The organism is Pararhodobacter marinus (genome assembly GCF_003122215.1).
Lineage (GTDB): Bacteria > Pseudomonadota > Alphaproteobacteria > Rhodobacterales > Rhodobacteraceae > Pararhodobacter > Pararhodobacter marinus.
In genome coordinates this window covers 1-21523 of record NZ_QEYD01000001.1, presented here as the reverse complement: position 1 = coordinate 21523, position 21523 = coordinate 1, and the positions used below count along the sequence as shown (strand labels likewise).

Below are 21523 nucleotides of genomic sequence, written 5' to 3'. Positions count from 1 at the left end.
GGTCACGGTCACTCCCGCGGCAACGCCAGAACCTTCCAAACACCGTCGGCGGTGGCGACCAGCCGATCGCCGACCATGACGCTGGCCCTGAGGTACAAGAGCGCGCCCTCCGCCGCCATCAGCCGGCTTTCCGAGGTCAGGAAGGCCCCCACCGGCACCGGCGCGATGAAATTCGTTTGCAATTGCAGGGTGACGATGCCCAGACCGTGGGCCGGCACAGCCGCCCGCCCGATGGCGTAGTCGAGGAAGATCAACAGCGCCCCCTGCGCCAGCGATCCGTCATCGCCCCGGTGGTGCGGCTCGACCAGCATGCCGAACCGCGCCTCGCCCGGATCGCCCCGCTGCAGGATGGTGCCGAAGCGCGACATGACGCCGACGGCCTCGACCGCCCGCCATCCGTCCCGCGCCAAGGCGGCCATTCTTGCCGGTGCATCTCGCATCGCAGCATTCTGGCATGCCTGCGGTCCGCGCGCGCGGGCAGGCCCGCGTTCCGCATGGACGTGATGAACGCGGGCGCGGTTTGCCTATCGCGCGTCGGCGGTCTAGCCTCCGGGCCGACCCCCCAACTTGCGGAGCCCTCCATGCAGCCCTTCCTTGACCTACGGCGCGAGGGTGCGCTGCTGATCCTGACGATGCAGCGCCCCGAAGAGCGCAACGCCATCTCGACAGTGGAATATTGCCGCGAGTTCGAGGCCGCCTGCGCCGAGGCCGAGGCCGACAAGGGCATCGCCGCGGTGATCCTGACCGGCGCGGGCAGCGCCTTCAGCGCCGGGGGTAACCTCAAGAAGATGCTCGACCGATCGGGTTTCGCGCCGCGCGCAACGCCCATCGAGACACGCTACGGCTACCGCGAAGCAATCCAGCGGATCCCGCTCGCGCTGTGGAACCTCGAGGTACCGACCATCGCGGCTGTGAACGGCCCGGCGATCGGTGCGGGGCTGGATCTGGCTTGCATGTGCGACATCCGCATCGCCGCCGAGAGCGCCAGATTTGCCGAGAGCTTCGTCAGGGTCGGCATCATTCCGGGGGACGGTGGCGCCTATTTCCTGCCGCGTATCGTTGGTGCGTCAAAGGCTTATGAGCTGTGCTTCACTGGCGAGGCGATCGACGCGGCCGAGGCCAAGGCGATCGGACTGGTCAGCAAGGTGGTACCCGACGCTGCGCTGATGGACGAGGCAAGGGCGCTGGCCCATCGCATCGCCGTCAATCCGCCGCATGCGCTGCGACTGGCCAAGCGGCTGCTGCGGGAAAGCGAGCACGCACAGTTGTCGTCGATTCTGGAGCTGTCGGCGGCGTTCCAGGCCTTGATGCACGAGACCGAGGATCATCGCGAGGCCGTGACGGCCTTCCTGGAAAAGCGCCCGGCTGTCTTTACCGGGCGATAGCTCTCATCCGGTGGCGCGACCGATATCCTCCCGCGCGGCGATGGTCAGAATTGGCCCGGCAAAGGCGGCGGGATCGGTAAGGATCGCCAGGACGTGGCGGCCGATCTCGCGGTCGGTCAGCCAGTCGTCAGTCGCGATCTCGCGCTTCCTCCCGCCGTTGACCATCGAGCGGATCAGGAGTTCGCGCCAGATCACCCGCGCCATGCTGCGTTCGCAGGCGAAGTGCCGGTAGAGCACCCTCAGCGCCGCCTGCGCCATCGAGACCGGCGCGAGTCCCGGGATAACCACGTCCGCGGTGCCGCCGCCGAGGCCGAGGAAGACACTACCCTCGGGCAACAGCGGCCCGAAGGCGTGCGCGGCGTGAAGGTGCGGCTGCAGAGTGCCCAGGATCGCCGCCGAAAGGTCCTCGCCGGTGATCTCGGTAAGTTTGATTCTGTCGGACGCGACGCTGACGGCGACCACCACCGCGTCGGGCGGCTTGTCGGCGCAGGCTGTCCGGGCCAGCGCCATTGCGCCCTCAGCGGTGCCGATGTCGCCCGGCTGGAGCCGCATGGCCGGATGCGGTTCCAGCCCCTCAAGGCCGGCGGCGGTGCGCGCCACGGCTGTCACTGAATGCCCCGTCGCCAGTGCCTCGTGCAGAATGCCCCGGCCCACGTCGCCGGTGGCGCCGATCAGTAGGATTCGCATGAAGCCCTCCATTCCGTTTGCGGTATCCTGCCCGCGGTTCGGGCTCGCGGGCCAGCCCGAACCGTCCTTCATCACATCCTTGGCGGAATGGCCTCGCCGCGGGAGGAGAAAGAGAGAGGACGCCTCACAGCACCCTTCGCGCAACTTTCTGGCGATTTCCTACGCTTCGCCTTCATCCGCCGGATGGTACGCTGACGGGCACGATGACGTCGCCTGTTCGGGCAATCTACATATGTGTCGAAAATCCGGGGTGCCGCCGGCCCCGCTTTACCGGCTTCCTCGCGCCCGATAGCGTCATCCGAAGGAAAGGCCCGGCTGCAACGCGGCCCGGCCCCGCGCAAGGCCCGCGCGGAACGGAGGAACCTGAATCATGCAACTACACGCCGTGGCGCCTGACCGGGTTGCCGCGACCGGAACCGGCTGCCTCGGACCGGTCGTGAAGTCCGCAGGCCGCACCCTGCAGATCCTCGAGTTCTTCGACGCCGTGCGGCGCGAAGCCAGTGTGCTGGAGGTCGCGCGGGCGCTGGGGCTGCCGCAGTCCAGCACCTCGGCGCTGCTCCAAAGCCTCGTATCGCTGGGATATCTTCAACAGGACCGCCTGAGCCGTACGTATTTTCCGACCCGACGGGTGTCGCTTCTTGGACATTGGGTCGATTCGGCGACGGTGCAGGAAGGGCGGCTGCTGGAAACGGTCGATGACCTGGCGCTGCGCACCGGGCAGACGGTGGTGATGGCCACCGCCAACGGACTTTTCGCGCAATACATCTACGTCGCCCAACCGCGGCAGGCGGCGCCAATACCAATCGGCGCCCTGCACCCCGTCACCAAAACCGCTACCGGACGCGCACTGCTGGCACAGGCCGAGGAAAGCAACGTCGCCGCCATTCTGCGACGGCTCAACGCCGAGAGTGCGGGCGAGGACACCCCCATCGCCATCCGCCCCTTCCTCGACGCGCTGCAGGCCGAGCGTGCGCGCGGATATTTCACTGGTCCTGGCGCCGCCGAGGGCACCGCGGGACTGGCGATCATCGGCGGGCGCGACCGCCAGCATCTGGTGCTGGGCATCGAAGGCTCGCCCGAGGCGATCCGGAGTTGCGAACGCCGTTTCTCGGACCAACTGCATGGCTCTGCCGGGACGCTTGCCCGCCACCCGAGAGTAGCGTGATGGCGCTGGTGGAAAGGACGCGTCCGGGGCCGGGGATCCTGCTTTTGACCCTGAACCGCCCCGAGAAGCGCAACGCCATCTCCATGCCGCTGCGCGATGCATTGGCCGAGGCGATCATCGCCCGGCAAGCAGCGGACCGGGTAATCGTGCTGTCGGGGGCAGGCGGGGTCTTTTCGGCGGGGGCCGACCTCGCCGAGAGCGCGACGAGCCATGTTGACCAGCGGCTCGCCAGCGTCGACCGTCTGGCCGGCGTCATGGCCGAGACCGACCTGCCGGTGGTCGCGGCCATCGAAGGCGGCGCCTGGGGAGCCGGGTTCGAGCTGGCGCTGGCCTGCGACATCATCGTCGCGGCATCCGATGCGGTGTTGGCCCTGCCCGAGGTGCGCTATGGCTTCATCCCCGGCAGCGGGGGCACACAGCGGCTGGCCCGCGCCACCGGGAGACACCGTGCCGCGCTGGCGATTCTCGCCGCCGAACCGATGACGGTCGGCGAGGCGCTGACCCTCGGGGTCGTTTCCAGACGTGCCGACACCGGGCAGGCGCTGGACACCGCGCTGTCCATCGCCGCGCGGATCGCCGCGCATCCGGCCGCCGCGGTGACCGCTGCCTGCCGGGCGATCCGCGAAGGGGTCGAGATGACTCTCGCGGAGGGGCTGGCACTGGAGCGCAGGCTGGTGCGGCCCCTGGCCGGCTCGGACGAACTGCGGGCCCGCGCCGGCGCCTTTGTCGCGGGCGACCGGGCGGCACAAAACACATGACGGATAGATAGAGGCCCGATCCGGGACCGTGCTTGCGGGCCGACCCGCGGCGCTGCGAGGGTTCTCCACAACCGAAGTCGAGGAGTGTGTCCGATGGCGACAGCCACAGAGGGGCGGGTCAGACAGGCGAGGGTCAATCCGATGGCCCTGTCTGGCCGCACCATCATTGTTACCGGCGCTGCGCAGGGCATCGGCCTGGCGGTGTCGACCCTGATCGCCGATCTGGGCGGCAACGTCGCCGCAGTCGACATGAACGAGGCCGGGCTTGCCGCGCTGCGCGAGACGTTGGGTGCCGACCGTGTGGTCACCGCTGCCGGCAGTGTCGCCGACCCGGACCTTGCGCAGCGCGTGATCGCCGGCGCGGCCGAGGCTTTCGGGGCGGTGCACGGGCTTGTCAACAATGCCGGCGTTTCGCGCCCGGCCATGCTGACCAGGATGGAGATGGCCGACTGGAAGACGGTGCTCGACATCCACCTGACCGGCAGCTTCCTCTTCATGCAGGCCTACGGCCGCTATGCCGCCGAGTGCTTCAAGGCGGGTGAAGAACTGGACGGCGCCATCGTCAACATCTCGTCAGACGCGGGCACCGGCGGCACCATCGGCCAGATCAATTATGCCGCAGCGAAATCGGGCCTGCTGGGTGCGACCATGTCGGCGGCCAAGGAATTGGCGAAATACAACGTCCGCGCCAATACCGTCTCGTTCGGGGTCGTCGAAACTCCGATGACCGAGACGATCCGCGGCGAGAAGTTCCGCGACACCTATCTGTCGCGCATCCCGCTCAACCGCTGGAGCAGCCCCGAGGAAGCTGCGCGGCCGATCTGCTTCCTGCTGTCGCCCGCCGCCTCGTTCATCACCGGCCAGAGACTGTCCGCCAACGGCGGCAGCCAGATGACGCTATGACCGGCGCCGACAGCCATCGCTACGTTCTGGTCGAGGACCGCGGCCCGGTCCGCATCCTGACGATGAACGAGCCCGAGCGGATGAACCCCATCGGCGACGGATTGCGCCACCAGTTGCTGGAGGCGTTGATCGAGGCCGGCTCAAACGCGAGTGTACGCGCCCTCGTCCTGACCGGCGCCGGGGGGCAATTCTCGGCCGGGGCGGACGTGAAGCAGATGCAGGCCTCGACGGGGCCCGATCCCTTGCGTTCCAAACGCCGGATGAAAGTGCTTCACGACGTGATCCGTGCGCTGGCCGCCGGACCGAAGCCGGTCGTCGCTGCGACCGAGGGGGCCGCTTTCGGTGCCGGCCTGTCGGTCCTGTGTGCCTGCGACTGGATCGTTGCGGGCGAGGGGGCGCGGTTCGGCGGCGCTTTCGGGCGGATCGGGCTGGCCGCGGATTGCGGCATCCTGTGGTCCCTGCCGCCGCGGATCGGCGCGGTTCGGACGCGCGACCTGCTGTTCACCGGGCGCAGTGTCAAGGCGCCCGAGGCCGTCGAACTGGGGCTCTGTGACGAACTTGTCGGGGCGGGACAGGCGCTGGATCGGGCCATCGCCAAGGCGGAAAGCTACCTCGATACGGCGCCCCTTTCGATTGCCTCGATCAAGGCGGCGATGGCGGAACTGCCGGGCGATCTGGAAAGGGTGCTCGGGATCGAGACGCACCAGCAGCCGATGATGTCGATGACTGCCGACCACAAGGAGGCGCGCGCGGCCTTTGCCGAGAAGCGCAAGCCTCATTTCTCGGGTCGGTAGCGGCGGATGACCTTGCTCCCCGACATGCAGGCGGCCGGCTGGCAAACGGCGACCCTGGCGCCCTTCATGCAGGTCGCCGGTCCGGTCTGGCGGCGCAAGGCCGGCGACTGGCACGAATACGCGCTGTTGCCGGGCGCGGGGCACGCCAACCGTCGCGGCATCACGCACGGCGGGGTGCTGATGTGTTTTGCCGATTGTGCGCTGGGCAATGCCGTGACCGAGCGCACCGGGCGGCCCGCTCAGGTCACGGCGCAACTGGATGTGCAATTCATGGCCGCCGCGCCTTTGGGCCGGTTGCTGGTCATGCGTCCCGAATGCGTCCATCGAACGCGGTCGACCTTCTTCATGCGCGGCGTGATCTTTGACGGCGAGACGCCGCTCGTCGCGGCAAACGGTATCTGGAAGGCGGTTGCCCCGCCCGCGGAGGAAAGACGATGACACACGCGACGGGAGCGCTGTCGGGCCTCAGGGTCATCGACATGACGCGGGTCATCGCCGGCCCCTATGCCACGCAGACGCTGGGCGATTTCGGGGCCGAGGTAATCAAAATCGAGCGTCCGGGCGAGGGCGACGATGTCCGCCGCATCGGCCCGCCCTGGATGCCGGGCGCAGACGGCAGGCCCGAGGTCGGGCGGTCGACCTATTACCAAGCGGTGAATCGCAACAAGAAGTCCATCTCGGTCAATTACGCCGAACCCGAGGGCTGCGCATTGCTGCAGCAACTCATCGCCGACGCCGATGTGCTCGTCGAAAACTACCGCCCCGGCACTCTGACCCGCCACGGGCTGGGGCCGGTCGAGATGCTCGCGCTGAACCCGCGGCTGATCTATTGCTCGGTCTCCGGCTTCGGGCAGGACGGGCCTTATGCGGGGCGCTCGGGTTACGATTACCTCGCGCAGGCCATGGCCGGGGCGATGAGCGTGACCGGGCATCCTGACGGCCAGCCCGGCGCGGGTCCGATGCGGGTGGGCGTGCCCCTTGCAGATACGCTCGCGGGGTTGCAGGCGACGATCGGCATCCTGGCCGCTCTCGCCCATCGCCACGCCACCGGCGAGGGTCAGCACGTCGACGTCTCGCTGTTCGAGGCGCAGCTCGCGGCCACGATGAACGCGGGCTCGGCCTGGCTCAATGCCGGGCAGGACCTGGGCCGTACCGGCAACGACCATCCCAGCGCCGCACCCTACGGCGTCTTCGCAGTGGACGACGGTTTCATTCTGATTGCGACCTTCAACGACCGCGAATTCGGCCGGCTGGCAAAGGTTTTGGGCCGCCCGGATTGGGCCGAGGATCCCCGGTTTGCCAGAAACGGCGACCGCGTGGCGAACCGCGCCGCGCTGAAGGCCGAGGTGAGCGCTGCCCTGAAGGGCCGGACGCGGGCGGAATGGGTGGAGATCCTGAACGCCGGCACCGTCTCATGCGGGCCGATCAACACGCTCGCCGACCTGGAGGCGGATCCGCATGTGCGGGCGCGGGGGGATATTGTGACGATGCAGCACCCGCGTCATGGCGCGGTCCGGGCGCTGGCCAATCCGGTCCGGCTGGCGGCAAGCCCTGTCAGCTATCGCAGCGCGCCGCCCGATATCGGGCAAGATACCGAGTCGGTGCTGGGCACGCTCCTGGCCCTCACGCCCGAGCAGATCGCCGGTCTTCGCGACCGCGGCATCGTCTGAGGAGCGGCGCCATGGACACCCCGTTTCGCTTCGACCCTGTCGACCTTCCGCCCGAGGCCCTGGCGCTGCGCGCGCAGGTGCGCGACTTCCTTGCACCTCGCGCGGGGGCGTTTTCGGCCCACACGAAGGGCCTGTCCTGGATGGGGGTCGATCAGGCCTTTTCGCGAGGGATGGCAGCCGAGGGCTGGATCGGCATGACCTGGCCCCGGGCCTATGGCGGGCGGGAGCGCAGTCAGCTCGAACGCTACGTGGTGCTGGAGGAGATGCTGGCTGTAGGGGCTCCGGTGGGCTTTCACTGGATCGCCGACCGCCAGTCGGGCCCCCTGATCCTGAAACTGGGCACCGAGGCGCAGAAGCGCTTCTACCTGCCGCAGATCGCCTCGGGCGAGGCGTGTTTCTGCATCGGTCTCAGCGAGCCCGACGCCGGCTCGGACCTTGCCGCGATACGGACGCGACTGAAGCGTGACGGCGAGGGCTGGCGTCTGTCGGGCCGCAAGATCTGGACGACCAACGCCCATCATTCGCGCTACATGATCGCGCTTGTCCGGTCCGAGGGAACGGCCGCGGACCGGCACAAGGGCCTGTCGCAAGTGATCGTGCCGATGGACGCGCCAGGGGTCGAAATCCGCCAGATCCGCGACATGGCGGGCGACGCGCATTTCAACGAGGTCACCTTCGACGACGTGTCCCTGCCCGCCGAGGCACTGATCGGCACCGAGGGCGCAGGCTGGGCGCAGGCCACCGCGGAACTGGCCTACGAGCGCAGCGGGCCCGAGCGGTATCTCAGCTCGTTTCCGCTGCTCGCGGCCTCGGTCGACGCGGCGATGCCGGGCGATCGGCTCACCGCGCGGGTTCTGGGCGACGCGGTGGCCGATGCGGCGGTGCTGCGCTCGATGTCGCTGGCGGTGGCCGGGATGCTGGACCGGGGCGAGTTGCCCAACAACGAGGCCGCCGTTGTCAAGGACATCGGCGTCGATTTCGAGCAGCGCTTGCCCGAAGTCGCCCGCGCGGTGGCCGGGCCGGGCGCGGCACTGGGCGACGCAGGCCAGTTCGGGGCGCTCTATCAGGCAGTGCTGCAACTGGCGCCCGCGTTCTCGCTGCGCGGCGGTACGAAAGAGATCGTCCGGGGCATCATGGCCCGGGGGCTGGGCCTGCGATGAACGATGAGACCGGACAGATGCTGGCCGACCAGCTGGACCGCCTGCTGGGCGCCCTTCTGGACCCCAATCGCCCGGAGGACTCGCCAGCGCTGGAAAGCGCGTTCGCGGAGCTGGGTCTCGACCTTGCGCTGGTGCCCGAGGGGCAGGGCGGTGCCGGGCTGGGCTGGCGGGACCTCGGGCCCGTGTTCATGACGCTGGGCTATCACGCGGCGCCCGGCGGGCTGGGCGAACGGCTGATCGCCAACGCGCTGGCGGCCCGGCTGGGCTCGGTGTCGGACCCGGCGCCCGCGCTGGGGTTCGGCGCGCTGTCGGTCAGGGACGGCCGTGCCTGGGGGTCGCTGACGGTGCCGTTGTCGGCAGGCGACCGGCCGGTCCTCGCCGAAGGCGACGGCCATCTGGTACTGCTTCCCGCCGGCGCCGGGACCTCGCGCCCGCTGCACGGGGTCGCGCGGGAGCCGGGCGTGGCGCTGATGCTTTCGGGCACCCGACCGCTGGCGATCCGGCCGCTGGATGGTCCGGGGCCCGAGGCGCTGCTGGCCGTCCTGCGGGCGGCGCAGATCGCCGGGGCGCTGTCGCGGATCCTCGGCATGACCATCGAGCACGGCAATACCCGTCAGCAGTTCGGCCGGCCGATCGGCAAGTTCCAGGCGGTCCAGCACCTGGTCGCCGAACTTGCGGCCGAGGCAGGGGCGGCCCGCGCCGGGGTCGAGTTCGCGCTGCGCGCGCTGGACCGGGGCGCCGACTGGCGCGCGCCGGCCATCGCCAAGATCCGTGCCTCGCGCGCGGTCGGCCGGGGTGCCGCGGTCGCGCATGAGGTCCATGGCGCCATCGGTATCACCGGGGAACACGCGCTGCACCACCTGACCCGCCGGCTCTGGCAGTGGCGCGACGAGGCGGGCTCCGAGCATGCATGGTCCGAACGTCTGGGCAATGCGGTACTGACCCGGGGCGGGACGCAGGTCTGGGCGGATATCGTCGCGCTGGGCGGGGGCTGAGCCATGGGAGAGCTTGCCGGACGGCGCATCCTGATCACCGGCGCGGCCTCGGGCATCGGTCAGGCCACGGCGCGAATGTTCGCGGGGCAGGGCGCGCATCTGGGGCTGCTGGACCGCGACGCGGAGGGCCTCGCAGCGCTGGCGGGACCCTTGGGTGCCAGCGCCCATGTCGCCGATATTGCCGATCCGCTTGCGGCGGCCGGGGCGGTTACGGCGGCGGCCAGGGCGCTCGGGGGGCTCGACGGGCTGGTGCATTGCGCCGGCATCGCCGACCGGCACCGGCTGGAGGACCTGCCACTGGACGAATGGCAGCGCCTGCTCGCGGTGAACCTCACCGGGACCTTCGCCCTTTGCCAGGCCGCCATCGCGCCCATGAGGGCGGCTGGCGCCGGCGCGACCATCGCCGCCGTCGCCTCGGCCAGCGGGTTACTGCCATCGACCGCCGGCGGAGCCTATGGTGCCACCAAGGCCGGGGTGGCGATGTTGCTGAAATACCTCGCCATCGAACTGGCGCCGGCGGTGCGGGTGAACACCGTGGCGCCCGGCATGGTCGACACGCCCATGTCGACGGGCGGCGCCGATCCCGAGGCACGGCAGGCCCACGCCGCCCGTACCTATGCCCTGCAACGCAGCGCCCGCCCCGAGGAGATCGCCGAGGCGCTGCTGTTCATCACCTCGCCCCGGTCCAGCTACATGACCGGTGCCTGCCTCGCCGTCGACGGCGGGCGGAGCTATCATTGAGCGGCGCCGACTCCATCGCCATCGTCGGCTGCGGCGCCATCGGCAGCCTGATCGCTGCGCGTCTGGCCGCTGCCGGTCGCCCGGTCGCGGCGCTGGCCCGAGGCGCGCATCTGACGGCGATGCGCGCACAGGGGCTGCGGCTGACAGCGGACGACGGGACCGACACGCTCCACCGCCTTGCGGTGACTGACCGCATGGACCGGCTGCCCGACGCAGGCGTGATTCTCATTACGCTGAAGGCCCACCATCTCGCCCCCTTCGCTCTCGAGCTGGCAGAGCGGGCGGCCCGGGGGGCGGCGCTGGTCTTTGCGCAGAACGGAATCCCGTGGTGGTACCCACGTGGCATCCCGGCCCTGGCAGGCCTTCCGCCCGGCGCTGTCGATCCCGAGGGTGCGCTGTCCGGCGCGATGGAGGATCTGCCCGTGATGGGCGGCGTGCTTTACATGATCGCGTCGCTGCGGGCGCCGGGCTGGGTGCATGAGGTGCCGATGCAGGGCAAGCGCCTGCTGGTCGGCGCCGCGGACCACAACCACAACCAGAGCCGTGCCGCCGCCGTGGCCGCCGCGCTGGACGTGCCCGGCAATCCGACGAAGGTCGATACCGAGATCCGGCGCACCGTCTGGGCCAAGCTTCTGGGCAATATCGCACTCAACCCGCTGTGCATGCTGACCGGCGTGCCGGTGGACCGGCTGATGGCCGATCCCGAGGCCGCCCGCATGGTCGAGGCCCTGATGCATGAAGCGGCCGACATTGCCGGGGCAGCCGGCATCCCCGGCCTGCAAGACGGCATCCCACCCCGGCTGGCCGCGTTCCGCGAGCGCCCGGGCGTGAAGCCCTCGATGCTGCAGGATGCCGAACTCGGCCGCGCCATGGAGATCGGCCCGATCCTCGGCGCGCCGCTGGCCCTGGCGCAGCGCCTCGGCGTCCCGGCGCCGCTGCTGGCGCAGATCCACGCGCTCGCCGCCTTGCGGGCGCAAACCCTCGGACCAAAGGAACCCTGATGCCCCTCCTCGTCGAGAAACGCGGCGCCGTCGCCGTCATCACGATCAGCCGCCCCGAGGCCCGGAACGCCTGGGGCTCGGATTTCACCGCCGAGATGAAGACGATCCTGGCCGATCTCGAGGGCGACCGGGTGATCCGTGTGGCGGTACTGACGGGCGATCCGGTGGGCGGGGCATTCTCCGCCGGTGCGAACCTGACCAAGGCCGAGACGCATGCCGTCGCCTCGCCGGGCGCGGCCATCGAGGGGATGACCATCTGGCGCGATTTCGTCGCCAACCAGCTGACGGATTTCGCCAAGCCGGTGATCGCCGCGGTCAACGGCTATGCCATCGGCGTCGGCTTCATCGCCACGCTGGCCTGCGACCTGATCATCGCCTCCGAGCGCGCCGAATGGCGGATGCCACAGGTGAAACTGGGGATCATGCCGGCCTATGGCGGGGCGGTGCGGCTGGCGCGCTGGATCGGCAAGGGCAACGCGATGCGCGCCTCGCTGGGGTACCCGATCACCGCGGACGAGGCCCATCGCACCGGGCTCGCGCAATGGCTGGTGCCGCATGAGCGGCTGTTGGACAAGGCGATGGAGGTTGCGGGCGAACTGGCCGCGATGCCGCCGCTGGCGCTGCGCCTGACCAAGGAATCGCTGAACCGGGGCATGGACATCCCGAACCTTCGCGATGCGTCCGAGGCGGACCTGTGGCGCTTCATGGCGCTGGCGCAGACCGAGGACAGCGCCGAGGCCCATGCCGCCTGGCGGGAAAAGCGCGCGCCTGATTTCAAGGGGCTGTGACGCGGTCCGGATCGCGCATGGGCAGCCGCGAGGCATTCATGGATGTGATATTGGCGACAGCCTTGTTCCACGCGGGCGAGTCTGGGGCATTCTGATGGGTATCAAAAACCAACGCGTTCGCTACCCAGAGGTGCCAGATATGCCGAAAAAGTGGATCCCCGAGGACATGTTCGTTGTCGGCCGCCGTCCCGACATCCCCGACGATGCCGTCAAGAGCGCGGCCCGCGTGGTGCAGATCCTCGAGGTCTTCGATGAACTTCAGCGCCCGGCGACGGTAATCGAAATCTGCAAGCGCCTCGCTTACCCGCAGTCCAGCACGTCGGCGATCCTGCGGACGCTGGTGTCGATGGGCCTGCTGCACCACGACCCCCGCAAGCGCACCTTCGTGCCGACACGGCGGGTGGCGCTGTTCGGGTCGTGGATCGACGGCGACCTGTTCGGGCGGTCGAAGCTGCGGCGGATGATGGATATCCTCAACGAGCAGACCGGCGCCATCGTCCTGCTGGCCACCCGCAACGGGCGCAACGCCAAGTATATCGAGATCGTCCAGTCGAATTGCGCTCGGGTGGCCGAGCGATCAGTCCACCTGACGCTGGGTACCGAACGCAACCTGACCCGCTGCGCGGCGGGTGAAGTGATCCTCGCCGGCCTGTCGGACGCGGAGATCCGCCGCGTTGTCACGGCGACCAATGCCTGGTCAGCCCCCGACGAGATCCGCTTCACGCACACCGAGGTGATGGAGCGGATCAAGCAGGTCCGCAAGCAGGGCTACGCATTGTCCCTGCCCCCGAAGGGGCCACGCACCGGCTGTATTGCCATGGCCCTGCCCAGCTCGGACCCGACCCAGCCGCTGACGCTGGCGCTTGGCGGCCCGCGCGAGATGATCGAGGGCGAGACCCGCCGCCTGACCTCGCTGATGCGCTCGGCGATGCGGGTGTTCGATTTCGACGGCGGGATCGAGAGCTATTGTCAAGCCCGGGTGGCCGGGCTCTGACCTTGTGCTCGCGGCCGCCCTAACCGGTCGCGAGCAGCGTCTCCCACAGCGCGCCGGCCGGTGCCCCGGCAAAGCGTCTGGCCAAGAGGCGCCGCGCCGCGCGCGGGGTGCCCTGCTCGGCACGCCACGCGGACAGGCGCCGGGTGTGGAAGTGCAACTCGTACTCGCGCGTGGTGCCGATGGCGCCGTGCACCTGATGGGCGATGCCCGCCGCCTCGACCGAGATCTCGCCCAGCCGGGCGCGCGCTGCCGCCAGCAGCAGCCCCGGGCCGCCCGCATCGACATCGCGCGCGGCGGCGGCGACAACGGCGGCGGCGGCGGCCACGCCGCCCGCCAGCACGGCCATGTTCTGTTGCACAGCCTGAAACTTGCCGATCGGCCGGCCGAACTGGACACGCGTGTTCGCGTGCGCGAGGCTGAGCACCAGAACCCGATCCAGCGCCCCGAGCATCATCGCCGCGCGCCCCAGTGACACCAACGCCCGGGCCCGCGCCGCCTGCTCGGCGGGCAAGGCCGTGGGGCGGAGGTTCGACGCCGCCGGACTCAGGCGCACTTCGCCCGCAAGGTTCCGCCGTTGGGTCGAGCCCGCGGCGGGCAGCAGTACGAGACCGCCGTCCGTCAGCACGCCCAACGTTTCTGTGTCGGCCCCGCCCGGCGCCTCGTTGCCGTCCAGCGAAAGGCTCATCGCGCCCGCGGGAACCGGCAATCCGGCGGCATGGGTCAGCCAGCGGCCGACGCAGGTTTCCGCCAATGGCCCGGGCGCGGCCAGCCGGCCTGCGAGGCGCAGGATCCCGGCGAAGGTGTCGGCCCCGGCACCGATGCCGCCCGCGTCCTCGGGCAGCAGCAGCGACAACAGGCCGGTTTCATCGAGGTCGCGCCACAGTGCCTGAGGCATGTCGCCTGCTTCCCAGGCGGCAAGGGAGTGGGGCTGGCAATGGTCGCCGAGCACGGCCAACGCGGCCTCAAAGACGGGATCGGTTTCAGATGTCATCTCAGGCCTAGCCCCCGGGCGATGGTGCCGCGCAGGATTTCGGTGGTCCCGCCGCGGATGGTGAAGGCCGGCATCATCAGGATGGCACTGGCCAGAAGCGAGCCGAGCCGGACGGGCACCGCCAGTCCCCTCTCGGTCGCGAGTTCGGCGAGATCGCGCGTGACCTCGACGGTGCGTCGTTCGAACCTTGTGCCTAGGTCCTTGACGATGGCGGCTTCCAGGTTGGGCGTCATCCCGCGTTCGAGCATGCCGGCAATCGACAGGGACATCTCGCGCAGGGTCAGCGTCTCGGCCAGAAGCGCGCCGATGCGGTCCTCGGCCTCGTCTCCCAGTGCGGGGCCGAGGGTCGCGTTCAGTTCGGCCAGCACCTGCCAGGTCGACAACCAGCGCTCGGGCCCACTGCGCTCATAAGCCAGCTCGGCCGACACCTGTTTCCAGCCCTCGTCCAGCGTGCCGAGCAGCGCGTCTCCGGCCAGCGGCACGTCCTCGAAATGCACCTCGTTGAACTCGTGCCCGCCGGCCATGTTGATCACCGGCCGGATGCTGACACCCGGCAGGGACAGGTCGATGATGAACTGCGACAAACCATGATAGCGGTCTTTCATGTCCTGCGGGGTGGTCCGGCAGATGGCGATCATGAACTGGCTGTTCTGCGCGTTCGTGGTCCACAGCTTGGTGCCGTTGAGCCGCCAGCCCGCCCCCTCGCGCACCGCCCGGGTGCGGACGGCGGCCAGGTCCGAGCCTGAATCGGGCTCGCTGAGGCCGATGCAGAAGAAGCACTCGCCACGGGTGATCGGGGGCAGGAAGCGCTCGCGCTGCGCCTCAGTGCCGTAGCGCAGGATCACCGGGCCCGATTGCCGGTCGGCGACCCAGTGCCCCCGAACCGGCGCATCGGCGGCGAGGAGTTCCTCGGTCACCACGTAACGCTCCATCGCCGTCGCCTCGCGGCCGCCATAGCGTTTGGGCCAGGTCATGCCGATCAGCCCGGCCTCGCCACAAGCTCGGCTGAAACCGGCGTTATAGGCCATGCCGATCCGATCCTTGACCGCGACACGGCCGGCGGCCCGCTCGCGCGCCACCAGGTCGCGCACTTCGGCCCTGAGCGACCCGGCGTTTGCAGGCAGCAGCGGCGGCAGAAAGTCGAAGGTGGGGGCGGCGCTCATGCCGCGACATCGGCGTAGCCGCCTTTCAGCACCGTCACGTCGCGTCCGGGGACGCGGGATTCGAAGGCGACGCCGGTGCCCTCGCGCCAGATCCGGGTCTCGATCGAATCGCCCGGCATGACCGGGGCGGAAAAGCGCGCGCGCAGGCTTTTCAATCGCGCCGGATCGTTCTCGCAACAGAGCGCCAGCAATGCGCGGCAGGCGATGCCCCAGGTGCAGAGCCCATGCAGGATCGGCCGCTCGAACCCGGCCTTCCGGGCGATGTCGGGATCGGAATGCAAGGGATTGCGGTCGCCGTTGAGCCGGTACAGCAGGGCTTGCCCCGGTTGGGTTTCATAGGTGACCGCGGCGTCGGGCGCGCGGTCTTTCTGGGTGGGCGCCTGGCTGGCCACCGTTCCCGCGCTGCCGCAGCCGCCATCGCCCCGACAGAAGGTCGAGCGCGCGTTGACCGCCACCAGATCGCCCGTCGCCTTGTTCCAGATCTGCGTCTCGGTATAGACCAGCGCGCCGCGCCCGGTCCCCTTGTCGTCGATGCCCGTCACGCGGGTTTCGCCCACCACCGTCGCCCCGACTGGAACGGGCTTGTGGAAATGGCCGATCTGCTCGCCATGGACGATCTTCACCCAGTCGATGCCGGTCGCCGGGTCGCGCATCCAGAACGGCGGACGGGCGAGAACGCTGGCGATGCTGGGCACGACGCGCAGACCCTGCTCGTAGACGAACGGAAGCTCGGTCCGGTCCAGCGGATCGCGGCCATAACCCAGCGACAGCGCGTAGAGCAGGCAGTCGGTGTCGGTGATCGTCTGCTCGACCGGCTCGATCTTCCAGCCCATGACCGTATCGATGTGAAGCATCCAGGCTCTCCCCTTGCGGTGTCACCGGCGCAACTTGTGGCTCTGGGCGCGTTCAGGCCAGCGGCCGGCGGCCGAGGGCGGGCACTGAACAGGTATGCGATGGATCGACACCCCCGGGACGGCCGTGACTGGTGCCGCCCGAAGGCATCGCGCAAGATTGCGCTGACGCAAGGACGGCAGGAGCAAAGGTTTGACACGTCATCTCGACCCGGGATTCACGGAGGCGGACGAGGCGTTCCGTAGCGAGTTGCGCGCCTTCATCGAGGCCGAACTGGACCCCGCGGTGCGCGACGCCGTCGGGCGGGGCGCCTCGGTCACCAAGGCCCAGCACCAGGCGTGGCAACGCAAACTGGCGGCGAAGGGCTGGCTGGCGCCGAACTGGCCGAAGGAATACGGCGGCGCCGGCTGGAACTCGGTCCGCCGCTTCATCTTCGATGAGGAAACCGCGCTGATGGACACGCCGCGCGGCAATGTCCCGGCGATCGATCTGGTCGGTCCGCTGATCTGCACCTTCGGCACCGAGGAACAGAAGGCCCGCCTGCTGCCCGGCATCCTGAGCAGCGAGGATTGGTGGTGTCAGGGGTTCTCGGAGCCCGGTGCGGGTTCTGACCTGGCCTCGCTGCGGACACGGGGCCTGCGCGACGGGGACGACTGGATCGTCACGGGCACCAAGCTGTGGACCAGCCACGCGCAGAACGCAAACTGGATGTTCGCGCTGGTGCGGACCTCGGAGCATCCGAAGAAGCAGGGCGGCATCTCGTATCTGGTGTTCCCGATGGACAGCCCCGGCGTGTCGGTCACGCCGATCATCACGCTGGGGGGCGTCCATGCGGTCAACCAGGTGTTCCTCGACGAGGTACGGGTGCCGGGCGCGAACCTGATCGGCGCCGAAGGCGATGCCTGGCGGATGACCGGCTATGTGCTGGGGCTGGAGCGTCTGGTCGGCGCCGGCATCGGCCATTCGCAGCGCCTGCTCAAGCACCTTCGCGATGTGCTGAAAACGGGGCCGCTGGCCGAGGACCGTGCCTTCCGCGACCGGGTGGCGGCGCTGCATACCGATGTTCTGGCGTTGAAATACACCGCGCACCGGGTTCTCGCCGCCGAGATGGCGGGCGAGCCGGCGGGGACCGTCGTTTCGGTCCTGAAGTTGAAGGGCGCCGCCGTCCAGCAGGATCTGGCGGAAGCGATCATGGAGGCCGCGGGCCCCGTCGCCGCCGTCTCGCCGCGAGCGGAGCCGCTGGATCTGCCAGCGGACGAGGACGCGCTCCTGTGGACCGCGACCACCTATCTCGACCGGCGGAAACTCTCGATCTACGGCGGCAGCAGCGAGATCCAACGCAACATCATCGCGCGGAGAATCCTGAAGATATGACCGTTGCATACGTCTTTTCCGAAGATCAGGGAATGCTGGCCGACAGCGTCGCGCGCTTCCTAGAGCGCGACTATCCTCCGGCCCGACGCCGCGCCGCGCTGACGGCCGGGTTCGACGAGATGCTGTGGCAAGGCCTGGCGAACCTTGGCCTGTTCGGCGCGCTCTTCGACGAGGACCAAGGCGGCTTTGGCGGCCCGGTCGAGACGATGGCGCTGTTCGGGCCGTTGGGGCGCCACATGGCACTGGCCCCGGTGCTGGAGTGCATGGTCACGGCGGGCTCCATCCTTGCTGCCTCGACCCTCGGTCCTGACCACACCGAGGCCCTGACGACGGGGACGATGCGACCGGCGCTGGCGACGCTTGAAGGGCAGGCGCGCGACCCGTGGGACGTGACCGCAGTGGCGCTGCCTATGTCCGGCGGTATGCTCAGCGGCGCGAAGCGCTGGGTGCAGGGGGGCGACGCGGCGACGCATTTCCTTGTCACCGCGCGGGACGGCGGCGCCTTGTCCCTGTGGCTGGTTGCGGCCGACGCGCCGGGCGTCAGCGTCACCTCCTCGCTCAGGATCGACGGCCACGGCATCGCCGAGGTCACTTTCGATTCCAGCCCCGGCACGCTTGTCGCGTCGGGAGACGAGGCCGCGCGGCTCCTGTCCCTCGGGCTCGACCGGGGCGCGATGGCCGCCTGCGCCCAGGCGGTCGGCGAGATGGACGCGCTGATGGAGGCGACGCCCGAGTACCTGCGGGGGCGCGAGCAATACGGCGTGCCGCTGGCCAGTTTCCAGGCGCTTCAGCACCGCATGGCGGACATGTTTGTCGCGCTTGAATGCGCCCGCAGCCTGTGCTGGCACGGGACACTGGCCTTCGAGCGCCCCGAAGCGGACCGCCGCGCCGCCGTTGCCGCCGCGCTGGTCCAGGTCGGCCGCTCGGCGCGTTTCATCGGCCAGCAGGCCGTTCAGCTTCACGGCGGCATGGGCATGTCCGAGGAGATGCCCGTCGCACATCACTTCCTGTCGCTGACCACCTTCGGGCTGGTCCGCGGCGCCGAACCCCTCCATCTGCGCCGCTTCGAGGCGGCGACCGATCCCGAAAGGACCTGACATGGACTACAGCCGCTACAAGAACCTCAAGGTGGAGCGTGACGGCGCGATCCTGCGCATCACCATTGACCGCGCCGAAAAGCGCAACGCGCTGGACCATGCCACGCAGCTTGAACTGGGGCGCATCTTCTACGATGTCGCCAACGATGCCGAGGCGCGGGCGGTGGTGCTGACCGGCGCCGGCGACAAGTTCTCGGTCGGTGGCGATCTGCCCAAGATGCAGACCAAGATCGACGATCCGACGCTCTATTTCGACGGCATTCCCAACGCCAAGCACATCGTCAACGGGATCCTCGATTGCCCCAAACCGATCATCGCCCGGATCAACGGCGATTGCGTGGGGCTGGGTTGCACCATCGCCGTGATGTGCGATTTTACCGTGGCGGTTGACGACGCCAAGATCGGCGATCCCCATGTCAAGGCGGGGCTCGTCGCGGGCGACGGCGGTTCGGTCATCTGGCCGCAATTGGTCGGTTTCGCGCGGGCCCGGCGCTACCTCCTGACCGGCGACCTGCTCAGCGGGGCTGAGGCGGCCCAGATCGGTCTTGTGACCAGCGCCGTTCCCGCCGCCGACCTCGATGCCGAGGTCGACAAATGGGCGAACCGCATGGCCACCGGCGCGACAATCTCCATCGTCGGCACGAAAATGACCATCAATTCAGTCCTCAAGCAGATCGCCTCGACCTCGATGGATGTCGGGATGGCCTACGAGGGGCTGGCCAACGTCAGCGCCGACCATCAGGAAGCCGTCACGGCGTTCGTCGAGAAGCGCAAACCCGTCTTCACCGGGAAATGAGCCCGGTCGAGCCGCTGTTCCGGCCCTTCTCGGGCGGCGGTCTGCGTCTGCGCAACCGTCTGGTCATGGCGCCGATGACGCGCCATTTCTCGCCCGGGCATGTCCCGGGCGCCGACGTTGCCGCCTATTACCGGCGGCGGGCCGAAGGAGGGGCGGGCCTGATCGTGACCGAGGGCACCGGCATCCCGCATCCCGCTGCCCTTGACGCCGCCGACCTGCCGCAGATCGCCCTGCCGGGGCCCGAAGCAGGCTGGCGTCGCGTCGTCGAGGGCGTGCAGGCGGCGGGGGCGCGGATCGTGCCGCAGCTCTGGCATCAGGGACCGCTGCGCGATCCCCGGGCGCCGGGCACTTCGATGCGTCCATCCGGCCATTGGGGCAGGGCAGGCGTCACCAGCTATGACGCCGCCCATATGCGCGCTGTCGAGGCCCCGACCCGCCCGATGACCGAGTCAGACATCGCCGATGTGATCGAGGCCTTCGGACAGGGCGCCGCGGCCGCCCGGCGCATCGGCTTCGATGGCGTGGCGATCCACGGCGCGCATGGCTATCTGATCGACGCTTTCCTGTGGCCCGGCGCCAATCGTCGAACCGACCGTTGGGGCGCCACCGCCGAGGGGCGGCTGCGCTTTGCCGTCGCGGTGGTGGAGCGGATCCGCAAGGTGGTGGGCCCCGGCTTCCCGGTGATCTTCCGCTTTTCCCAGCACAAGCAGCAGGATTACAAGGCGCGCCTGGCCGAGACGCCCGTGCAACTCGCGGTCCTGCTCGCCCCTCTCGCCCAGGCCGGCGTAGACATCTTCGACGCCAGCACGCGGCGCTTCTGGGAGCCGGCATTCGAGGGCTCCGACCGGACTCTGGCGGGCTGGGCGCGGCACCTGACCGGCTGCCCGGTCATCGCGGTCGGCAGCTTCGGCTTCGCGCCCGCAGGTGACGCCGGGCGTGCCGCAGCGCTGATCGCTTCAGGCGAGATCGACCTCGTTGCGGCGGGCCGCCAGTTCCTGCAGCACCCCGACTTGCCGGACCGGCTGCGCCGCGGGCTGCGCCTTGAGGCCTATGATCCGGCCAGTCGCGCGCGTCTCGCTTGAACGCGGCTTCCTCGCGCGCGACACTGGGCGCGAAGGAGACAGGGATGGCGCGACCAAAGGTCCGGATCGAACAGAACGCACGGGTGATCGGATCGCTCGGACCGATGCCGGAGACGGTGGTCAAGTCCGCCGGGCGGACCATCCGCATTCTCGAGCTTTTCGACGAATTGCAGCGCGACGCGACGGTGGTCGAAATCGCCGAGGCCCTGGGCTATCCGCAATCGAGCTGCGCGGCGCTTCTGCGCAGCCTGAAGCTGATAGGCTACCTGCACTACATCCCTGACCGGCGCAGCTATATCCCGACGACGCGCGTATCGGTGCTGGGCAATTGGGTCAATCGCGACGTATTCGGCGAGGGACGGCTCAGCCTGATCCTGCGGGCCCTGGGCGAGGCGACGGGCGAGACCATCATGCTGGCGGCGCAGAACGGCCTGCTGTCGCAGTACATCCACGTCCAGCAAGCGCCGGGTCCGGACGCAATTCACCTGATGATGGGGACCACGCGGCCGCTGATCCGCTCGGGGACGGGCTACGCGATCCTGACCCGCTTCAAGGAGAGCGAGATCACCCGAATCGTCCTGCGCAGCAACGCCGAGCGTCCCGAGGCCGAGCCTCCGGTCTCCGTGGCCGATGTGCTCGCCGCGGTCGAGGACGTCCGGCGGTCGGGGTACGCCTATGTCGGGCGCAGCGTCATCACCCGTGGCGGGGCGGTGCTGGCCATGCCCTTGCCGCTGCTGCCCCATTCGCCACCGCTCGCCATCGCCATCTGCGGGCATAGCCGTTCGATGAACGCCCGCAAGGAAGAACTGGTGGCACTGCTCGACGAGCACATCTCTCGGCTGCCCGAGGTCTAGTCGAAGCCGATATGTGATGAACGGCAGGTGCGGCTGGCGCGCCGTCTCTGTGTCTGCCACAGGCTTCTTGCGAGGACATGTTTTTAGGCGGAAGAATCCCATGAAAATCCTGGTGCCCGTGAAGCGGGTGATCGACTATAACGTGAAGGTGCGCGTTAAGGCGGACGGTTCGGGTGTCGATCTGGCGAACGTGAAAATGTCGATGAACCCGTTCGACGAGATCGCGGTCGAGGAAGCGATCCGCCTGAAGGAGAAGGGTGTCGCGAGCGAGAT

23 protein-coding genes and 1 pseudogene are annotated in these 21523 nt (G+C 69.2%); 19 read left to right on the top strand and 5 right to left on the bottom strand.

Annotated features, from left to right (window positions below):
- Nucleotides 1-8: 8 nt before the first annotated feature.
- Nucleotides 9-410, bottom strand: a complete 402-nt coding sequence (locus C4N9_RS00120; RefSeq protein WP_168192066.1) for a PaaI family thioesterase — start codon at nt 408-410, stop codon at nt 9-11.
- 171 nt (nt 411-581) lie between these two features.
- Between C4N9_RS00120 and C4N9_RS00115 the strand changes: the two genes are divergently transcribed.
- Nucleotides 582-1385 carry a crotonase/enoyl-CoA hydratase family protein gene (locus C4N9_RS00115; RefSeq protein WP_109531271.1) on the top strand — a complete coding sequence of 268 codons (804 nt, stop codon included), beginning with the start codon at nt 582-584 and terminating at the stop codon, nt 1383-1385.
- Nucleotides 1386-1388: 3 nt separating this feature from the next.
- On the opposite strand, the gene C4N9_RS00110 is transcribed toward C4N9_RS00115, so the two are convergent.
- Nucleotides 1389-2072 carry an NAD(P)H-binding protein gene (locus tag C4N9_RS00110; protein ID WP_109531722.1) on the bottom strand — a complete coding sequence of 228 codons (684 nt, stop codon included), beginning with the start codon at nt 2070-2072 and terminating at the stop codon, nt 1389-1391.
- Between the two features lie 370 nt (nt 2073-2442).
- Between C4N9_RS00110 and C4N9_RS00105 the strand changes: the two genes are divergently transcribed.
- The 12 genes from C4N9_RS00105 (at nt 2443) to C4N9_RS00050 (ending at nt 13041) form a co-directional block, all read left to right on the top strand.
- The gene (locus C4N9_RS00105; RefSeq protein WP_109531270.1) at nt 2443-3237 is read left to right on the top strand and encodes an IclR family transcriptional regulator; all 795 of its coding nucleotides are present in this window, start codon (nt 2443-2445) and stop codon (nt 3235-3237) included.
- On the top strand, nt 3237-3995 hold the full coding sequence (locus tag C4N9_RS00100) for an enoyl-CoA hydratase/isomerase family protein (protein WP_109531269.1): 759 nt from the start codon (nt 3237-3239) through the stop codon (nt 3993-3995). Before C4N9_RS00105 ends, C4N9_RS00100 begins: the two co-directional genes overlap by 1 nt.
- Before the next feature lie 93 nt (nt 3996-4088).
- Nucleotides 4089-4898, top strand: coding sequence for an SDR family NAD(P)-dependent oxidoreductase (locus C4N9_RS00095; RefSeq protein ID WP_168192065.1), 810 nt, complete (start codon nt 4089-4091; stop codon nt 4896-4898).
- Nucleotides 4895-5692, top strand: coding sequence for an enoyl-CoA hydratase/isomerase family protein (locus tag C4N9_RS00090; protein ID WP_109531267.1), 798 nt, complete (start codon nt 4895-4897; stop codon nt 5690-5692). Before C4N9_RS00095 ends, C4N9_RS00090 begins: the two co-directional genes overlap by 4 nt.
- Nucleotides 5693-5698: 6 nt before the next feature.
- A complete protein-coding gene (locus tag C4N9_RS00085) occupies nt 5699-6130 on the top strand; it encodes a PaaI family thioesterase (protein WP_109531266.1) in 432 nt (143 codons plus the stop codon).
- Nucleotides 6127-7362, top strand: coding sequence for a CaiB/BaiF CoA transferase family protein (locus tag C4N9_RS00080; protein WP_109531265.1), 1236 nt, complete (start codon nt 6127-6129; stop codon nt 7360-7362). Before C4N9_RS00085 ends, C4N9_RS00080 begins: the two co-directional genes overlap by 4 nt.
- An 11-nt stretch (nt 7363-7373) precedes the next feature.
- Nucleotides 7374-8522 (top strand): acyl-CoA dehydrogenase family protein, encoded by a 1149-nt coding sequence (locus C4N9_RS00075; protein ID WP_109531264.1) that lies wholly within the window; start codon nt 7374-7376, stop codon nt 8520-8522.
- Nucleotides 8519-9517, top strand: coding sequence for an acyl-CoA dehydrogenase family protein (locus C4N9_RS00070; protein ID WP_109531263.1), 999 nt, complete (start codon nt 8519-8521; stop codon nt 9515-9517). The genes C4N9_RS00075 and C4N9_RS00070 overlap by 4 nt, the downstream gene beginning before the upstream one ends.
- Nucleotides 9518-9520: 3 nt before the next feature.
- Nucleotides 9521-10258: an SDR family NAD(P)-dependent oxidoreductase gene (locus tag C4N9_RS00065; protein ID WP_109531262.1), complete on the top strand. Its 738-nt coding sequence runs from the start codon at nt 9521-9523 to the stop codon at nt 10256-10258.
- Nucleotides 10255-11259: a ketopantoate reductase family protein gene (locus tag C4N9_RS00060; protein WP_168192064.1), complete on the top strand. Its 1005-nt coding sequence runs from the start codon at nt 10255-10257 to the stop codon at nt 11257-11259. The genes C4N9_RS00065 and C4N9_RS00060 overlap by 4 nt, the downstream gene beginning before the upstream one ends.
- The gene (locus C4N9_RS00055; protein ID WP_109531261.1) at nt 11259-12047 is read left to right on the top strand and encodes an enoyl-CoA hydratase/isomerase family protein; all 789 of its coding nucleotides are present in this window, start codon (nt 11259-11261) and stop codon (nt 12045-12047) included. Before C4N9_RS00060 ends, C4N9_RS00055 begins: the two co-directional genes overlap by 1 nt.
- A gap of 139 nt (nt 12048-12186) precedes the next feature.
- Complete coding sequence (locus C4N9_RS00050) at nt 12187-13041, top strand: IclR family transcriptional regulator (RefSeq protein ID WP_168192063.1); 855 nt, start codon at nt 12187-12189, stop codon at nt 13039-13041.
- A 19-nt stretch (nt 13042-13060) separates the two neighbouring features.
- Here the strand turns inward: C4N9_RS00050 and C4N9_RS00045 are convergent, their stop codons facing one another.
- Genes C4N9_RS00045 through C4N9_RS00035 form a run of 3 tightly spaced genes read right to left on the bottom strand, consistent with a single transcriptional unit; the run spans nt 13061 to nt 16049 of the window.
- Nucleotides 13061-14032 carry an acyl-CoA dehydrogenase family protein gene (locus tag C4N9_RS00045; protein ID WP_109531259.1) on the bottom strand — a complete coding sequence of 324 codons (972 nt, stop codon included), beginning with the start codon at nt 14030-14032 and terminating at the stop codon, nt 13061-13063.
- The gene (locus tag C4N9_RS00040; RefSeq protein WP_109531258.1) at nt 14029-15195 is read right to left on the bottom strand and encodes an acyl-CoA dehydrogenase family protein; all 1167 of its coding nucleotides are present in this window, start codon (nt 15193-15195) and stop codon (nt 14029-14031) included. Before C4N9_RS00040 ends, C4N9_RS00045 begins: the two co-directional genes overlap by 4 nt.
- A complete protein-coding gene (locus tag C4N9_RS00035; protein WP_109531257.1) occupies nt 15192-16049 on the bottom strand; it encodes a MaoC/PaaZ C-terminal domain-containing protein in 858 nt (285 codons plus the stop codon). The genes C4N9_RS00040 and C4N9_RS00035 overlap by 4 nt, the downstream gene beginning before the upstream one ends.
- A gap of 190 nt (nt 16050-16239) precedes the next feature.
- Here C4N9_RS00035 and C4N9_RS00030 point away from each other — a divergent pair, with 190 nt between their 5' ends.
- The 6 genes and pseudogenes from C4N9_RS00030 to C4N9_RS00005 all read left to right on the top strand — a co-directional run.
- Complete coding sequence (locus C4N9_RS00030; protein ID WP_109531256.1) at nt 16240-17421, top strand: acyl-CoA dehydrogenase family protein; 1182 nt, start codon at nt 16240-16242, stop codon at nt 17419-17421.
- The gene (locus C4N9_RS00025) at nt 17418-18518 is read left to right on the top strand and encodes an acyl-CoA dehydrogenase family protein (protein ID WP_109531255.1); all 1101 of its coding nucleotides are present in this window, start codon (nt 17418-17420) and stop codon (nt 18516-18518) included. Before C4N9_RS00030 ends, C4N9_RS00025 begins: the two co-directional genes overlap by 4 nt.
- 1 nt (nt 18519) lies before the next feature.
- The gene (locus C4N9_RS00020) at nt 18520-19314 is read left to right on the top strand and encodes an enoyl-CoA hydratase/isomerase family protein (protein WP_109531254.1); all 795 of its coding nucleotides are present in this window, start codon (nt 18520-18522) and stop codon (nt 19312-19314) included.
- Nucleotides 19311-20396: an oxidoreductase gene (locus C4N9_RS00015; RefSeq protein WP_109531253.1), complete on the top strand. Its 1086-nt coding sequence runs from the start codon at nt 19311-19313 to the stop codon at nt 20394-20396. Before C4N9_RS00020 ends, C4N9_RS00015 begins: the two co-directional genes overlap by 4 nt.
- A 44-nt stretch (nt 20397-20440) precedes the next feature.
- The gene (locus C4N9_RS00010; RefSeq protein WP_109531252.1) at nt 20441-21250 is read left to right on the top strand and encodes an IclR family transcriptional regulator; all 810 of its coding nucleotides are present in this window, start codon (nt 20441-20443) and stop codon (nt 21248-21250) included.
- 100 nt (nt 21251-21350) lie between these two features.
- A pseudogene (locus tag C4N9_RS00005) lies at nt 21351-21523 on the top strand (electron transfer flavoprotein subunit beta/FixA family protein); the annotation flags it as partial.

Excerpts from the sequence above, each read along its gene's own strand:
- C4N9_RS00065 (WP_109531262.1), top strand. The coding sequence starts at position 9,521 with ATGGGAGAGCTTGCCGGACGGCGCATCCTGATCACCGGCGCGGCCTCG.
- C4N9_RS00050 (WP_168192063.1), top strand. The coding sequence starts at position 12,187 with ATGCCGAAAAAGTGGATCCCCGAGGACATGTTCGTTGTCGGCCGCCGT.
- C4N9_RS00015 (WP_109531253.1), top strand. The coding sequence starts at position 19,311 with ATGAGCCCGGTCGAGCCGCTGTTCCGGCCCTTCTCGGGCGGCGGTCTG.
- C4N9_RS00040 (WP_109531258.1), bottom strand. The coding sequence starts at position 15,195 with ATGAGCGCCGCCCCCACCTTCGACTTTCTGCCGCCGCTGCTGCCTGCA.
- C4N9_RS00045 (WP_109531259.1), bottom strand. The coding sequence starts at position 14,032 with ATGACATCTGAAACCGATCCCGTCTTTGAGGCCGCGTTGGCCGTGCTC.
- C4N9_RS00070 (WP_109531263.1), top strand. The coding sequence starts at position 8,519 with ATGAACGATGAGACCGGACAGATGCTGGCCGACCAGCTGGACCGCCTG.
- C4N9_RS00095 (WP_168192065.1), top strand. The coding sequence starts at position 4,089 with ATGGCGACAGCCACAGAGGGGCGGGTCAGACAGGCGAGGGTCAATCCG.
- C4N9_RS00090 (WP_109531267.1), top strand. The coding sequence starts at position 4,895 with ATGACCGGCGCCGACAGCCATCGCTACGTTCTGGTCGAGGACCGCGGC.
- C4N9_RS00055 (WP_109531261.1), top strand. The coding sequence starts at position 11,259 with ATGCCCCTCCTCGTCGAGAAACGCGGCGCCGTCGCCGTCATCACGATC.
- C4N9_RS00105 (WP_109531270.1), top strand. The coding sequence starts at position 2,443 with ATGCAACTACACGCCGTGGCGCCTGACCGGGTTGCCGCGACCGGAACC.
- C4N9_RS00010 (WP_109531252.1), top strand. The coding sequence starts at position 20,441 with ATGGCGCGACCAAAGGTCCGGATCGAACAGAACGCACGGGTGATCGGA.
- C4N9_RS00110 (WP_109531722.1), bottom strand. The coding sequence starts at position 2,072 with ATGCGAATCCTACTGATCGGCGCCACCGGCGACGTGGGCCGGGGCATT.
- C4N9_RS00085 (WP_109531266.1), top strand. The coding sequence starts at position 5,699 with ATGACCTTGCTCCCCGACATGCAGGCGGCCGGCTGGCAAACGGCGACC.
- C4N9_RS00025 (WP_109531255.1), top strand. The coding sequence starts at position 17,418 with ATGACCGTTGCATACGTCTTTTCCGAAGATCAGGGAATGCTGGCCGAC.
- C4N9_RS00035 (WP_109531257.1), bottom strand. The coding sequence starts at position 16,049 with ATGCTTCACATCGATACGGTCATGGGCTGGAAGATCGAGCCGGTCGAG.
- C4N9_RS00115 (WP_109531271.1), top strand. The coding sequence starts at position 582 with ATGCAGCCCTTCCTTGACCTACGGCGCGAGGGTGCGCTGCTGATCCTG.
- C4N9_RS00100 (WP_109531269.1), top strand. The coding sequence starts at position 3,237 with ATGGCGCTGGTGGAAAGGACGCGTCCGGGGCCGGGGATCCTGCTTTTG.
- C4N9_RS00020 (WP_109531254.1), top strand. The coding sequence starts at position 18,520 with ATGGACTACAGCCGCTACAAGAACCTCAAGGTGGAGCGTGACGGCGCG.
- C4N9_RS00075 (WP_109531264.1), top strand. The coding sequence starts at position 7,374 with ATGGACACCCCGTTTCGCTTCGACCCTGTCGACCTTCCGCCCGAGGCC.
- C4N9_RS00080 (WP_109531265.1), top strand. The coding sequence starts at position 6,127 with ATGACACACGCGACGGGAGCGCTGTCGGGCCTCAGGGTCATCGACATG.